The sequence below is a fragment of the Mucilaginibacter mallensis genome (genome assembly GCF_900105165.1).
GTDB lineage: Bacteria > Bacteroidota > Bacteroidia > Sphingobacteriales > Sphingobacteriaceae > Mucilaginibacter > Mucilaginibacter mallensis.
In genome coordinates this window covers 2,126,902-2,142,005 of the sequence record NZ_LT629740.1, presented here as the reverse complement: position 1 = coordinate 2,142,005, position 15,104 = coordinate 2,126,902, and the positions used below count along the sequence as shown (strand labels likewise).

13 protein-coding genes are annotated in these 15,104 nt (G+C 40.9%); 8 read left to right on the top strand and 5 right to left on the bottom strand.

Annotated features, from left to right (window positions below; translation table 11 throughout):
• Positions 1-315 precede the first annotated feature (315 nt).
• Entirely contained in the window at positions 316-1,215 is a 900-nt protein-coding gene (gene xerD, locus BLU33_RS08775; RefSeq protein ID WP_091371361.1) for a site-specific tyrosine recombinase XerD, read from the bottom strand.
• Between the two features lie 41 nt (positions 1,216-1,256).
• Between xerD and aroQ the strand changes: the two genes are divergently transcribed.
• Both aroQ and BLU33_RS08765 read left to right on the top strand, forming a co-directional pair.
• Positions 1,257-1,676 (top strand): type II 3-dehydroquinate dehydratase, encoded by a 420-nt coding sequence (gene aroQ / locus BLU33_RS08770; RefSeq protein WP_091371358.1) that lies wholly within the window; start codon positions 1,257-1,259, stop codon positions 1,674-1,676.
• 35 nt (positions 1,677-1,711) lie between these two features.
• A complete protein-coding gene (locus BLU33_RS08765) occupies positions 1,712-4,276 on the top strand; it encodes a mechanosensitive ion channel family protein (protein ID WP_091371356.1) in 2,565 nt (854 codons plus the stop codon).
• Here BLU33_RS08765 and BLU33_RS08760 read toward each other — a convergent pair.
• Both BLU33_RS08760 and BLU33_RS08755 read right to left on the bottom strand, forming a co-directional pair.
• A complete protein-coding gene (locus tag BLU33_RS08760; protein ID WP_091371354.1) occupies positions 4,245-5,273 on the bottom strand; it encodes a glycosyltransferase family 2 protein in 1,029 nt (342 codons plus the stop codon). The genes BLU33_RS08765 and BLU33_RS08760 overlap by 32 nt on opposite strands.
• Complete coding sequence (locus BLU33_RS08755; RefSeq protein WP_091371352.1) at positions 5,274-6,155, bottom strand: lysophospholipid acyltransferase family protein; 882 nt, start codon at positions 6,153-6,155, stop codon at positions 5,274-5,276.
• 39 nt (positions 6,156-6,194) lie between these two features.
• Here BLU33_RS08755 and BLU33_RS08750 point away from each other — a divergent pair, with 39 nt between their 5' ends.
• The 4 genes from BLU33_RS08750 (at position 6,195) to BLU33_RS08735 (ending at position 11,164) form a co-directional block, all read left to right on the top strand.
• Positions 6,195-6,806, top strand: coding sequence for a WbqC family protein (locus BLU33_RS08750; RefSeq protein ID WP_091371350.1), 612 nt, complete (start codon positions 6,195-6,197; stop codon positions 6,804-6,806).
• A gap of 158 nt (positions 6,807-6,964) precedes the next feature.
• Positions 6,965-8,293 carry a DNA polymerase Y family protein gene (locus tag BLU33_RS08745; RefSeq protein WP_232009424.1) on the top strand — a complete coding sequence of 443 codons (1,329 nt, stop codon included), beginning with the start codon at positions 6,965-6,967 and terminating at the stop codon, positions 8,291-8,293.
• Positions 8,294-8,375: 82 nt separating this feature from the next.
• Positions 8,376-10,163, top strand: a complete 1,788-nt coding sequence (lepA, locus tag BLU33_RS08740) for a translation elongation factor 4 (protein ID WP_091371348.1) — start codon at positions 8,376-8,378, stop codon at positions 10,161-10,163.
• A 119-nt stretch (positions 10,164-10,282) separates the two neighbouring features.
• The gene (locus BLU33_RS08735) at positions 10,283-11,164 is read left to right on the top strand and encodes a bifunctional 5,10-methylenetetrahydrofolate dehydrogenase/5,10-methenyltetrahydrofolate cyclohydrolase (RefSeq protein ID WP_091371345.1); all 882 of its coding nucleotides are present in this window, start codon (positions 10,283-10,285) and stop codon (positions 11,162-11,164) included.
• A 112-nt stretch (positions 11,165-11,276) separates the two neighbouring features.
• On the opposite strand, the gene BLU33_RS08730 is transcribed toward BLU33_RS08735, so the two are convergent.
• Together BLU33_RS08730 and BLU33_RS08725 are read right to left on the bottom strand one after the other, a co-directional pair.
• The gene (locus BLU33_RS08730) at positions 11,277-11,615 is read right to left on the bottom strand and encodes a Rieske (2Fe-2S) protein (RefSeq protein ID WP_091371343.1); all 339 of its coding nucleotides are present in this window, start codon (positions 11,613-11,615) and stop codon (positions 11,277-11,279) included.
• Positions 11,616-11,618: 3 nt separating this feature from the next.
• Positions 11,619-12,380 carry a hypothetical protein gene (locus tag BLU33_RS08725; RefSeq protein ID WP_157682088.1) on the bottom strand — a complete coding sequence of 254 codons (762 nt, stop codon included), beginning with the start codon at positions 12,378-12,380 and terminating at the stop codon, positions 11,619-11,621.
• Between the two features lie 158 nt (positions 12,381-12,538).
• On the opposite strand from BLU33_RS08725, the gene BLU33_RS08720 reads away from it, so the two are divergent.
• Both BLU33_RS08720 and BLU33_RS08715 read left to right on the top strand, forming a co-directional pair.
• On the top strand, positions 12,539-13,162 hold the full coding sequence (locus BLU33_RS08720; RefSeq protein ID WP_091371339.1) for a 7-carboxy-7-deazaguanine synthase QueE: 624 nt from the start codon (positions 12,539-12,541) through the stop codon (positions 13,160-13,162).
• A gap of 39 nt (positions 13,163-13,201) precedes the next feature.
• The gene (locus tag BLU33_RS08715) at positions 13,202-15,103 is read left to right on the top strand and encodes an OmpA family protein (RefSeq protein ID WP_091371336.1); all 1,902 of its coding nucleotides are present in this window, start codon (positions 13,202-13,204) and stop codon (positions 15,101-15,103) included.
• The last annotated feature ends 1 nt before the right edge of the window (position 15,104 follow it).

Genomic DNA, 15,104 nt, shown 5'->3' with positions numbered 1-15,104 from the left:
GCGACAGCAGGGTAAAAATATAGCAGCCCAGGTTTTGCCTGATTTGCAGCGCAGAGGCTTGTGCGGCAAAGAAGCCTTTCGACTGACTTGATTTTTTGCTACCTTTTGTATCAAGACAAAAGTAGTAGCCTCCGCGGCAATGAGCGGCTTCATGCGATATTCAAACTTGCAAATTTGATCTGCATAGTCGGGGATTGCTTCGTTCCTGCAATGACGCTTGGTGATGTTAATATCCTAAAAATCCCTAAAATTCGTTAAACAGCGAAGCCCTCTTGAACTCCATTGAAAATAAATCAATAGTGAAAAATCCTGGTTCTAATTCCTGGGATGAAACTGAATAATCGTTCCTTTTAAAAACTCCCTATCCAAATGCGTATAAATCTCGGTAGTAGTAATACTCTCATGTCCCAGCATCTCCTGTACCGCGCGCAGATCAGCGCCACCCTCAACCAAATGTGTAGCAAATGAATGCCTGAATGTATGCGGACTTATAGTTTTCTTTAACCCGATAGTCTCAGCCAGTTGCTTTATCACCATAAAAATATAAATACGACTTAGCCTTGTGCCGCGCCGGTTTAAAAACACCATATCTTCCTCGCCTTTTTTAATGGCAGTGTGTACCCTCACCTGTTCAATCCAAATCTTCAAAGCTTTTATAGCTGCACCTCCGATTGGTACCAAACGTTCTTTACTCCCCTTGCCTGTTACTTTTATAAATTCAATATCCAGGTACAGGTTTGATAGTTTAAGCTCTGTTAGTTCAGATACACGCAGTCCACAACCATACAAAACTTCCAGTATAGCCTTATTGCGCGCGCCGTCAGGCCTACTCAAATCAATAGCACTTATCATTTTATTGATATCCTCATAACTCAGGGTATCCGGTAGTTTTCGCTGTATTTTGGGCGATTCTAAGAGTTCTGACGGGTCATCCTTTATAATGTCCTCCATCAGCATATATTTATAGAATGCTTTAATGCCCGATAGTATGCGGGCTTGCGAGGATGGTATCATACCCAGCTCATTCACCCAGTTTATAAACAATCGAAGGTCAGCAAGAGTAATACTTTCCGGATTTATTTTAATGGTTTGTGTTTCACTATATTGATACAGCTTTTCTATATCACGGCTGTATGCCTCAATTGAATTGGGAGAAAGAGATTTTTCCAGTTTAAGATAGGCCTGGAAACCTTTTATTGCCGCGCGCCAATTCAAATGATTTTAGTTTTAATGTTTTATACTGTAAGTTTGAACTAATGAAGATACAAATTATTAACGGCCCTAATTTAAACCTATTGGGCGTTCGCGAGAAATCAATTTACGGAAACAGCAGTTTTGATGTCTATTTAGAAGAACTACGCAAGCGCTACCCTGATGTGGAGATTGAATATTATCAAAGCAATATTGAAGGCGAGTTGATTAATAAACTGCATGAAATTGGCTTTAGTTTTGATGGTGTAGTGATGAATGCTGGGGCTTATACCCATACTTCGGTGGCTATTGCCGATGCTATTGCTGCTATAAATACGCCTGTTATTGAGGTGCATATTTCAAACGTTTATAAACGCGAGGAGTTCAGGCACCACTCTATGCTGGCAGCCAGTTGCAGAGGTGTAATTGCAGGGTTTGGGCTCGACTCATACCGCTTAGGTTTGGAAAGCTTTTTAATTAGTTAATTATTATACAATAAAGTTATTATCATAACTATTCAATGCGAAAAACAATTAAATACCAGCTATTATTAATATTTTTATTTACCATTTGTGCTGCACAAAATGGTTTTACGCAGAAAGCGGGAGCACCCAGATCTTTAAGGGAAAAGCAAAGAAAAGCCATGCATTCCCGCGATTCCTTAATGCGTGTAATAAATAAATCCGATACATCGGTAAATAGCCTATTGCAACGTATTGAACAATATACAACCACATTTAACCAAATAAGAAATAATTTAGCTGAAGGCCTTGATACCGCTGATATCGGGCAGCAATTGCCGCCATTGGCAAAAAGGCTCAGCAAAATTGATTCGCTCATCAATACGCACAAATCGAGCACGTTACGCTATTTATTTGTTTTAAGAGATGTTTTAGATCGTAGTCAGACTCAATTGGAAGGCTGGCAATCAGACCTGGACGATATTAATTCGTCATTAATACAAAATCAAACTGATCTTATAAAGTTCAGTAAAGATACCATACTCAAAACATCACCAACTGATAGTGCATTAAAGAAAACCTTTTTTGTACAAAGAAAAGCCCTTTGGTTGTTGTGGAGCAAAACAGATGCGACCAACCGCAGCTACCTTGCAAAAATTAACCTTTTGCAGGATAAGGTATCCATTACTTATACCAATGTCCTCGACGAATCTGATCATATCGACTCCAAAATAAAAACTTTTGCAGACAGGGCCTTTGCCGGTGAATTTGGCTATATATGGGAATCTACTCCAATCTATGATGGCTTTAAGTCCCCTTTAAACAGCACTTTAAAAGTTAACAAACTGCTGTTTAATCTCTTTATTAAAAATGAAACATTAACCCATTTAGCCGGATTTCTTTTCCTTGCTATTATCCTGAGCTGGATAATATTTAACCGTATAAAGGTTAAACGGAACAATGAGCTTTCGGTAGCAATAGCTGATAAAATAGGGTATATTTATAAAAGTCCCATTATTTCATCATTGCTGGTTGCAACCGCGATTGTTCCTTACTTTTATCCGCACCCGCCGGATGTGTTTACAGAAATCTTGTTTTTATTCCCCATGATATTTGTGCTGGTGTTTGTTAAAAGAGAATTTCCATCTAACAAATTCAAATTTTTACATACGCTGTTTTGGTTGACCATACTATATGGCGTGAGTAATTTATTCATCGAAATTACCAATGTCGACAGGTTTGTGATTTTAATTTTGAGCATAATATCTATTGTAACCGGGTTATCATTCTTTAAAATGATAAAGAAAACGCCTGATGCTTATCTTCCATATTCAGGCGTGATAATGCAGATATTCATCGGCCTGCAAGTTATATCCCTGCTGTTAAATATAACAGGACATTTTAGTCTCGCCAAAATAATGGGGGTAACGGCTGCATTCAACCTATGGTTATTGGTTATACTCTATTTTGTTATCCAGATTATTATACAGGCATTATTCCTGCAGTTTCAAACCAAAAAAACCGGGAGCATCCTTGATTGGGTTGATTATGCAATAGTTGAAGAAAAGTTTAAAAAAGTACTCACTTTACTGGCTGCATTGATCTGGTTATTCTTCTTGTTTCAAAATTTAAACCTTGATGATGCCGTCCGCGATTATTTAAGCGACTTTTTAAGTCAATCGCATACTGTAGGCGGCGCCTCATTTACCTTTGAGGGCTTTGTTATTTTCATAGCGGTAATATGGCTGTCATCCATTATATCAAAGATCATCAGCTATTTTTATGATGTTTCGTCGCTTCGTGCTACCGATATGTCGGTATTAAAAAAGAAGAACCGCACATCTACACTGCTGATAAGGCTTGGCGTTTTCTCTGTAGGTTTCTTACTGGCAGTAGCAGCATCAGGATTCCCTCTCGATAAGATCACTATCATCATTAGTGCCTTCGGTATAGGTATAGGCTTTGGTTTGCAAAATATTGTAAACAACCTGGTATCAGGATTGATACTGGCATTTGAAAAGCCTATACAGATAGGTGATATTATTGAGATCGACAGCCGTTCAGGCACTATAAAGGAAATAGGTGTACGCTCAAGCAGGTTAGCTACCAGCGATGGCGCTGAAGTAATTATCCCTAACGGCGACCTGATTTCTCACCATGTAATTAACTGGACGTTAAGTAACAATAACCGCCGTATTGAGTTAATTATAGGCGTAGCTTATGGTTCTGACATTGAAAAAGTTAAAGGCCTGCTAAAAGATATGCTGGCTAACCGCGACGATATCATGTCTGCCCCTGCCCCATCAGTTTTTTTACATAATCTGAATGAAAGTTCTGTTGATTTCCGGATGTTCTTTTGGGCTGCGGATATTAGCACCTGGCTGGAATTAAAGAGCAGGGTTTTAGGTGATATCTACATAAAATTTGCCCAGGAAGGAATAGAGATACCATTCCCAACGCAGGATATAAACCTTCATTTAAAAGATGAACATATTTCAATAAACAAGTTTGAACAACTTCCGGCAGAAGATGGTGAAAAAATAAAACCCAATGAAGGGCAAAATGATAAAGCTGAGGATATAGATCCTGATGCTAATAAAACTCCTTCGGATCCAGCGAAGTAAAAACGTGTTTCTTTTTTATAAAAAACGCTGATACGATACTTCCCTTGTACATGCCTTTTAGCTTTGATCCATCGTGAATTATTTTCACGTACTCGCGTTTAAATAGGTTACTTGCAAAATTGCGGTGGGCTCTGCTTACGGCTCCTGCATCTCTGCGTTTACCTTCATTTAAAAACCGGAGCAGCGCCATCAGGTCCATCCAGTAACGCACCCATATTACAAATACAGATCGCCAGAAAGGCAAATTCTTTTTCAACAGTAACAAGTTGTTCCTGAAGTTAAGATAGGTTTTAAAAGGATTTTCGGTATTCAATGTACCGCCGCCAACGTGAAATACTTCTGATTGTGCGCAATACATTATCTTATATCCCATATTTTTCAATCGCCAGCAAAGATCAATCTCCTCCATGTGTGCAAAAAAGCGTTCATCAAAGCCTTTTGCCTCATCCCAATATTTCTTCTTGATGAATAAAGCTGCTCCTGAAGCCCAGAATACTTCACCGGATTGCTGGTATTGCCCTTTATCTTCCTCTATCTCATAAAACATTCGCCCACGGCAAAACGGGTAACCAAAGCTATCTATAAAGCCTCCGGCAGCCCCTGCATGCTCAAAATGATCTCGTTGCAGATATGATTTTATCTTAGGTGCTGCAGCGGCTATCAGCGGATCACTTTCCATTAATTCGATAACCGGTGCTATCCAGCCGGGATAAACCTCCACATCTGAATTAAGCAGGATATAATAATCAGCCTCTACCTTTTGTAAAACGCGGTTATAACCGCCGGTAAAGCCGTAATTGTCATCATTTTCAATAACGGTTACGTTTGGGTATGTTGTACGGATAAATTCAACCGAGCCATCTGTTGAGGCATTATCGCCCACAACAATTTCAAGGTTAGGCCACACGGAACTTACCACATAGGGCATAAATTCGCGCAAATGTTTAACGCCGTTCCAGTTTAAAATAACGATAGCAACTTTGGGGGTAAAATTCATTTATACAATATCCTCCGGCTTAAACTTCCATCTGCGGTGCGACCATAACCAATACTCAGGTTCTCTTTTTATCATACTTTCCAGGTACTTTACATGTGCCTCAGTTATCTCATGCGGCGCTGTCTCTTTCGGGTTCTCCACCAGGGGCACAAAGGTATAAGTATAATAGCCTCTTTTCACACGTTTTACATCACAAAATATAACAACCGAGTTGGTTAATTTAGCCAATTTCTCAATACCTAAAAATACTGCTGTAGGTTGATTCAAAAATTCAGTAAAATAATGCGCCTCATGCTTAACCGGTGTTTGATCAGCCACCAAAACACTAAAGCTTATTTCGTTTTTGTATTTTACCATAGCACGCGCGGTATCCTTCATGGCCACCAACGTAGCGCCGAAACGCGAACGCATTTTAATAAAAAACTGATCGAAATAATCGTTGGTTAAAGGTTTATAAACAATTATCCGCCTGTTCTCCGTAAAAAAGCCAAATCGCTGCCCAGCCAGTTCCCAGTTGCAGTAATGCCCTACGGCCCCTATTATACTTTTGCCCTCTGCAAAGTAATTATCGATTACTTCGGGATTTGTAGGCCATACATGCTTCACAATAGTTTCTTTCGAAGCACTTATCATTTTTATGCTTTCAACAATCAGGTCAGCCAGGTACCTGAAATATTTTTTTTCAATATCGTGGCGTTCTTTTTCAGTTTTTTCGGGGAAGGCATTACGCAGGTTTTCCTGCACAACTTTGCGTCTATAGCCTGTTATATAGTATATTACGACGAATAAAAAATCGGCGATGAGGTATAAAACCCAAAAGGGTAATAACGACAGCAGGTACAAAAAGAATGCACCTAACCTTGAAAGCCCTTTATTTATCATTATTTTCGCGCGATTTTATCTGCAAACATAAAAAAATATATGATTGAAAACGGTGCTGTTTTACCTATGTGTTATCTTCCACCGGTTGAGTACTTTGTTGAGCTGAATAAACACAAGCCCAACATCATGATTGAGCGCGAGGAACATTTTCCGAAACAAACCTATCGTAACCGTACGAACATCTATTCGCCCGATGGTGTGCTGGTACTTACAGTACCGGTTGCAAAAGGTTCAAGAAATCATACGGTAATAAAGGATGTTAAAATAAGCTACGATTTTAAATGGCAGCGCCTGCACTGGATGGGTCTGCAGGCCTGTTACCGCCGCTCTGCCTATTTTGAATTTTATGAAGATGCCTTTGCCCCGTTTTATGAAAGCAAAGAAACATTCCTGTTCGATTACAATGAGCAATTTTTACAACTATTACTAAAACTGCTTAAAATAAAAACGGATATCACCTACACAGAAACTTATGAAGCGGCCTACCCCACGCTCGCTGATCTGCGGGATGTTATCAGCCCTAAAAAAGAACCTGTATTTGCACAGAAACCCTATTTCCAGGTGTTTGAAGAGAACCACGGCTTTATAAAAAATCTGAGCATTGTTGACCTGCTGTTTAACCAGGGCCCGCAGGCGATGAATTATTTGTAATTATTCTCTTTTTCCGTAGAGACGCAATATTTTGCGTCTCCCGCTTTGATTGAAATTCTGCAGAGATGCAAAGTATTGCATCTCTACGTTATTATCCCTCTAAATATATCTTTCCACAATCACTTGCATTTTGCTAATTTTATTAGCAATTTTGATAGGTGAATCAAAACTCTATCCAGGTAAAAGCCGAGCCGCGTGTGCTGTTTGTTGATATGAACAGCTTTTTTGCCCGTTGTGAGCAACAGGTTAACTTTTGGTTGCGCAACCGCCCGGTGGGTGTTTGCGTGTATACAGGCAAATATGGCTGCGTGATATCTCTCTCAACCGAGGCAAAGGAACGCGGGTTAAAAGCTGGTATGCGCTTAAATGATGTGATGGCGATTTGCCCGGATTTTATCCCGGTTGAAAGTAACCCTGTCCGTTATCGTGAGTTCCACACCAAAATAATAAATGTGCTGAAGCAATATTGCCAGGATGTGGTGCCCAAAAGTATTGATGAGGCCATCATTAACCTCACCAATTACGACCATAGTGACCCACTCACCATCGCCCGGAAAATTAAGCGGGAAATACTGGAAAAGGTAGGCGACTATCTGGAATGCTCCGTTGGTATTGCACCTAATGCCTTTTTAGCTAAGTTGGCATCGGTACGGGGCAAAAAGACTGGCGGCTTAATGATGATAAACCCGCAAAATATTGACGAGATTTTAAGCGGCTTAAAACTGGGAGACCTGCCGGGCATAGGCGCCAACATGTCGTACCGGTTGGAACGTGCCGGCGTAAAAACCCCGCTGGAAATGCGGCATACCTCACCCGAGCGCCTGAAAGCCATCTTTAAAAGCATCGATGGCATTTACTGGCATTACCGCCTCAATTTTATTGAAACCAATATAGTGGCGCATGATTACCGTGGAATGCAGGCCATGCGGCAGATATCCGCAGAAAAAAGAAAAAATATTGAATATATCGATCAGTTATTCATGACCCTGTGCCTTACATTGGAAAAACGGATGGTACATCATAAATTCTATTGTAAATCAATCGGCTTTACCGCCCGATACGAAGATGGCACCCGCTGGGACGATGGTTTTGCTATAACCCTGCCGGTACAGGATGCCGTGAACCTGATGCGGATGATCCGCCTGCGGGTGGAGAAGTTTGAGAAATTAAGTGGTACAGGCCCGGTGTTTAACAATGACATTACCCAAATGCGTGTAGCCGTAACCAATTTTGTGAATACCGGCAATATGTTTTACAGCCTGTTTGATGATATTGAACGCCAGGATACCGCGCTCAAAACCATGCATGAGATAAAAAATAAATTTGGTTCCGACAAACTGATCCGGGCCATGGAAATGACAGACAGCAAGGTAATTAAGGATGTAATAGGCTTTGGTTCGGTTAAGGACCTAACAGACCTGGATTATAAAATGCCCGTCGCGGAGCCATCTAACCCGTCGCCGGGGGAAGAATATATAGAGTACTAATAACAGGTTAATCAAAAGCTCCCTCTTTCGGGGGTTAGAGGGGCTTTTATTATCCGGCTAAAAAAGCTATTTTTGCGGCTAAATGGAGCACATTCGTAATTTTTGTATTATAGCGCATATCGACCACGGTAAAAGTACACTTGCCGATAGGTTATTAGAATATACCAATACCATAACCCAACGCGAATCACAAGCGCAACTGCTTGATGATATGGACCTTGAGCGTGAACGCGGTATCACCATAAAAAGCCATGCCATACAAATGAATTATGAGCTTGATGGGCAAAAATATACCCTTAACCTGATAGATACACCGGGCCACGTAGATTTTTCATACGAGGTTTCACGTTCCATAGCAGCCTGCGAAGGTGCTTTGCTTATTGTGGATGCGGCGCAGGGCATACAGGCGCAAACCATCTCCAACTTATATTTAGCTTTAGAGAATGACCTGGAGATTATCCCGGTACTAAATAAAATGGACCTCCCCGGCGCTATGCCCGAGGAAGTTAAAGACCAGATTGTTGAACTGATAGGTTGTAAACGTGAAGATATTCTGGCGGCATCAGGTAAAACAGGCATGGGCGTGCATGATATCCTGCGTGCCGTTGTTGAACGTGTCCCAGCTCCGGTTGGCGACCCCAAAGCACCATTACAGGCTTTAATATTTGATTCTGTTTTCAACTCCTTCCGTGGCATTATAGCCTACTTTAAGGTTGTTAACGGAGAGATAAGAAAAGGTGATAAAGTAAAATTTGTTGCTACTGAAAAACAGTACCTGGCCGATGAAGTAGGCACTTTAAGGCTGCGCCCTTTTCCGAGGGATGTAATTAAAACAGGTGATGTAGGTTATATCATATCCGGTATAAAAGAAGCTAAAGAAGTAAAAGTTGGGGATACCATCACAACCGTTGAACGCCCTTGCGAAACGGGTATCCAAGGTTTTGAGGAAGTAAAACCAATGGTATTTGCAGGCATTTATCCGGTTGATACCGAAGACTTTGAAGAGCTGCGCGAATCAATGGGTAAACTGCAGTTAAATGACGCTTCGCTTGTTTTCGAGCCAGAATCATCTGCCGCACTGGGCTTTGGTTTCCGTTGTGGTTTCCTGGGGATGCTACATATGGAGATCATCCAGGAACGATTGGAACGCGAGTTTAATATGACCGTTATTACAACGGTTCCTAACGTATCTTACATTGCCTTTACTACTAAAGGCGAGCCGGTAATCGTAAATAACCCATCAGACCTACCCGATCCAAGTAAAATTGATTATGTAGAAGAGCCCTATATTAAGGCTACCATTATATCAAAATCTGAATTTGTCGGGCCAATAATGTCGTTATGTATCCAAAAGCGTGGTTTTATTAAAAATCAGTCGTACTTAACATCTGATCGTGTGGAACTGATATTTGAGATGCCGATGGGTGAGATCGTATTTGATTTTTACGATAAGCTAAAAACCATTTCTAAAGGCTACGCTTCGTTTGATTACCACCAGATAGGTTATCGTCGTTCTGATTTGGTTAGACTAGACATCCGCTTAAATGCTGAACCGGTTGATGCCTTATCATCATTGATATTCCGTGGTAACTCTTATGATTTTGGTAAAAAGATCTGCGAAAAACTAAGGGAATTGATACCACGCCAACAATTTGAAATTGTTATACAAGCATCTATTGGTGCTAAAATTATAGCCCGCGAAACGGTAAAAGCCTTACGTAAGGACGTTACCGCCAAATGTTACGGTGGTGATATTTCCCGTAAGCGTAAGCTATTGGAGAAACAGAAAAAAGGTAAAAAACGCATGCGCCAGGTAGGTAACGTAGAGATACCACAATCGGCGTTTATGGCGGTACTGAAACTTGATTAGCCCCCCAGCCCCCTAAAGGGGGAGTTTTTGATTAGCATGATTGCTGATCGGGAACTGGGCAATAGAATATATCAAACTTATAAATCAAAAATTCCCCCTTTAGGGGGTTAGGGGGCTCAATGCAATTACTCGACGGAAAATACGTATCCGAAAAACTAAAAATCGAAATAGCTACAGAAGCAGCTCAGATTTTGGCAGAAACTGGCCGCAAACCGCATTTAGTAGCGGTGTTGGTTGGACATGATGGTGGCAGCGAAACTTATGTTGCAAGCAAGATAAAGAACTGTGAAGCTGTAGGCTTTAAATCAACTTTGGTACGTTACGAAGGTGACGTTACAGAAGAAGAACTGCTAAAAAAAGTTGAAGAATTGAATGCTGATCCAGATATTGACGGTATTATTGTTCAACTCCCCCTACCCAAACATATTGATCCTGAAAAAGTAACCGAAAAAATAGACTACCGTAAGGATGTTGATGGCTTTCACCCAGTGAATTTAGGGCGTATGCAACGCAATCTGCCATCATTTATCCCGGCTACACCATTCGGTATTACCTTAATGCTGAAAGAATATGGTATTGATACAGCAGGTAAGCATTGTGTTGTAGTTGGGCGCAGTAATATTGTAGGCTCGCCAATGAGCATTTTAATGGCGCGTAATACTTACCCTGGTAACTGTACCGTAACCATTTGCCACAGCCGCACGCCATCTATTAAAGACTTTACTCTACAAGCCGATATATTAATAGTAGCCATAGGCAAAAAGAACTTCATTACTGCCGACATGGTAAAACCAGGCGCTGTAATTATTGACGTGGGTATGAACAGGGAAACTTCAACCGTAACCAAATCTGGCTTTAAGCTTTTTGGTGATGTTGATTTTGAGAACGTTGCCCCAAAGGCATCTTGGATAACCCCGGTACCAGGCGGTGTAGGTTTAATGACCATTATTGGTTTGTTAAAAAACACACTGGCATCAGCTAAGAAAGAGGTTTATAAGTAAATTTATCCGTAGAGACACAATATTTTGCGTCTCCTATACATATGTCAAAGACGCAAGGTATTGCGTTTCTACAGTACACTCATTTCAGAGACGCAATATTTTGCGTCTCTACTTATTTAAAGGCCGTTTTTATTTTATCCCAAAAAGAAGTAATCCCAACATAAATGCCATCTTTCCTGATTTCAACCAGGAAAACATCCACATAATCATTCTGGCCAGTACTGCCTTTCCCTGTATGTATATCGTATGAATAGCGGTGCAGCGGGCAGATCAGCTTTTCATCCTTACACCAACCTACGGACAGATCGCCACCTGCATGTGGGCATTTGGCTGATAAAGCGAATATTTTGCCCTCATATCCTACCAAACAAACACTTTTATTGCCTGCTTTTACTTTTTTAATGAATGGTTTATCTGAATTTTCAATACCCGGTACCTTATACCACTTCATCCCTCAAAAATCTATCTTCAGGTTCATCACGTTCGGATTCTTTATCACCTCATCCATATTGGTGATCAGTGTAACATGTTTTCTATCAGCTGAGAGTACAGCCTTTGAGTTGTCCACCTTTTTTACGGGTTTGGCAAAGTTTAGCACTAGTTTATAAGGCATATCTATTAGCATAGCTTTAGCCATAGCCAGTGTTGATTGTGTTTTCTTTAAAAAGGCATTAAACTTTGCCTTATCAATTATCCGGTAAAACTTATGCGGGGTAACTTCATAGTTATAATAGTCCTGCCCGGCGACCAGTTGCTGCGCATCAAAACCCTTGGAACCTTTATTTTTAGTAACAGCGTTTAGCTGCCCGTTCATGGATATTTTGGAGATATGCTGCAAGTAATACTGAAGATCAGCGGCATTTTTTGCAGTATGGATAATACTTACTTTCATTATACTTTTTTGCAAGTCCATTTTAACGGCCAGTTTGCTGGCTTTGGCCATATTCACCTCATCAAATGTTAATTTTTGTTGGGTGGTATCAGGCAGGGCGCTGTAAAAGTTGAGAGAAGTATCCTTTACCATTGAAAATTGCGGGGTCGCACGTACAGAATCCGACATCAGGTTCATCAGCACCGAAACCGCGCTGCTCATATCAAAACCGTAAACTACATTGCATGAGCCATCGGCCTTAAAATCGTAATGCTCCTCAATATCCACACAGGAGCTGAAGCAAATCAGCACGAAAAAAACCAATATAAGCTGAATTTTTTTCAAGGGGTGAATTTTAAAGTAATACTAGTTAATTTATACGGAAAAGAAAAGTAATTAGTTAAGGGGAAAATCAATTAATTACCTGGTTTCATCATACAAAAAACACCTTTTACCTTTCGCCTTTATCCTTTCAGCTCAAAAAGTTACCTTTGCAAATTATTATGGCACACCAAATTCCGGATGACGGCACATTGCTTCCTTTAATGGAAGAGTTTTATACGATACAGGGCGAAGGATATCACACCGGCAAGGCTGCTTATTTTATTCGCCTGGGCGGATGCGATGTGGGTTGCCATTGGTGCGATGTTAAGGAAAGCTGGGATGCGGAACTACACGCGCTTACCGCTGCCGATACCATTGCCGAAAATGCTTCCCGTTTCCCATCAAAAGCTGTAGTTGTAACTGGTGGTGAACCATTGATCTATAACCTGGATTACTTAACCAGCCAACTTCAGCAAAAAGGCATTAAAACTTTTATCGAAACATCTGGTGCCTATCCCCTTTCGGGCCATTGGGACTGGATCTGTTTGTCACCTAAAAAATTCAAGGGCCCTACAACAAGTGTTGCGGCTAAGGCTGATGAACTTAAGGTGATCATATTTAATAAATCCGACTTTGAATGGGCCGAACAGCATGCTAAACTGGTATCGCCTGATTGCAAGCTTTATTTACAGCCTGAGTGGTCAAAATCAAAAGAAATGACACCGTTAATTGTTGAGTATGTGATGAATAACCCCCATTGGGAAATATCACTACAAACACACAAGTATTTGAATATTCCTTAATTAGTGTAACTTAGAGATATAATTATCCTATCCTAAGTAATGAAAATTGCTATTTTATTGGTATTTCTGTTTTTTCTGTCGGCTTTTTGCTATGCTCAGCAGGAACATTATTCAACAACCGATAGAGATGCATTAAACTATTACAAATCAGCCAATCAAAGCATTGATGACCGCGAATTTGCTATCGCGATCAAACAATTACAACAAGCCCTAAAGGCTGATCCAAATTTCATTGAAGCCCATCTCCTATTGGCTGATGTTTATCGCCAGCAAAGGCAAAACAAATTGGCTATTGAGCAATACCTGGCCGTTACCGGCATTAACCCCGATTTCAGCCGTGCCATATACCTTAAACTAGGCAGTCTTGAGATCAGCGAAGCACAATACGCGCAAGCGCAGATGAGCCTTACCAAATATCTTACCTATCCTAATATTGCCGATCAGGATGTTCGTAACGCTAAAAAGATGCTAAAGGATTGTGAGTTTAGCATTGAAGCTATAAAACATCCGGTATCGTTCAAACCCATAAATATGGGCTCTGAAATTAACACGCCCAATGACGAATACCTGCCTGTAGCCACAGCTGATGAAAGCATGCTGATATTTACCCGTAAAATAAATAATAACGAGGATTTTTATAAAAGCATGCAGGTTGATGGTAAATGGCAAACTGCTACCTATTTAAGCAACCAGATAAATACGCCTAACTATAACGAGGGTGCGCAATCCATATCGCAGGACGGTAAATTATTGTTTTTTACCGGTTGCGACCGCCCTGATGGCCTGGGCCGCTGTGATATTTATATAGCGCAAAAAAAAGGCGACGACTGGGGTAAACCTTATGATCTGCCCCCCCCTATAAATACGCCGGGCTGGGAATCGCAGCCATCTATCAGTGCTGATGGCCGCACACTTTATTTTGTAAGTAACCGCAGCGGCGGCTACGGCGGTTATGATATATGGAAATCAACCATAAGCGCTAAAGGATGGAGCGAACCTGAAAATCTGGGGCCCAATATTAACACGGCTTATGATGAACAATCGCCGTTTATACATGCTGATGATAGTACGCTCTATTTTTGTTCGGACGGTTGGCCCGGATTGGGTGGTAAGGATCTTTTTGTAAGTCATTTAGGAAAAGATGGCAAATGGCAAAAACCCATAAATATGGGCTACCCCATCAATTCAAGTGGCGATGAAAATGGCCTTACCGTTACGGCAAATGGCCGTTATGCTTACTTTGCCTCCAATAATCTAAATGGTTATGGCGGTTTTGACATTTATAAATTTGAACTGCCCGCAAACGTACGGCCCCATATGGTAACCTATGTTAAAGGCATAATAACCGATGCTAAAGATAAACGCCCTTTAGATGCTCAGGTTGAAATAATCGACCTTGAAAAAAATGTGGTTGTTTATGAAGATGACAGCTCGCCGGAGCATGGCGATTTCCTGGCCACGCTGCCGCCCGGGAAGAATTATGGCTTAAATATTTCAAAAAACGGGTATCTCTTTTACTCAGCCAACTTCTCATTGATCGGGCATGAGGCTAAAGACCCATACAACTTAACCATAAACCTGTCGCCTATTGAAATTGGCAATTCAGTAGTATTGAACAACATATTTTTTGATACCAATAAGTTCGATATCAAACCGGATTCAAAGGCTGAGCTGCAAAAACTGATCGAATTTTTAAATCAAAATCCTAACGTTCGCATCGAAATATCCGGCCATACTGATGATGTGGGTAATGATCAGCTTAACCAGGTGCTATCAGAAAACAGGGCGAAAGCGGTTTATCAATATCTTATCGCCAGCGGCATAAAAGCGCAGCGACTGGTTTACAAGGGCTATGGTAAAACACAACCCTTAGTGCCTAACACCAGCGAAGAAAACCGCAGTAAAAACCGCCGCACCGAGTTTAAAATTATCGCCAAATAAG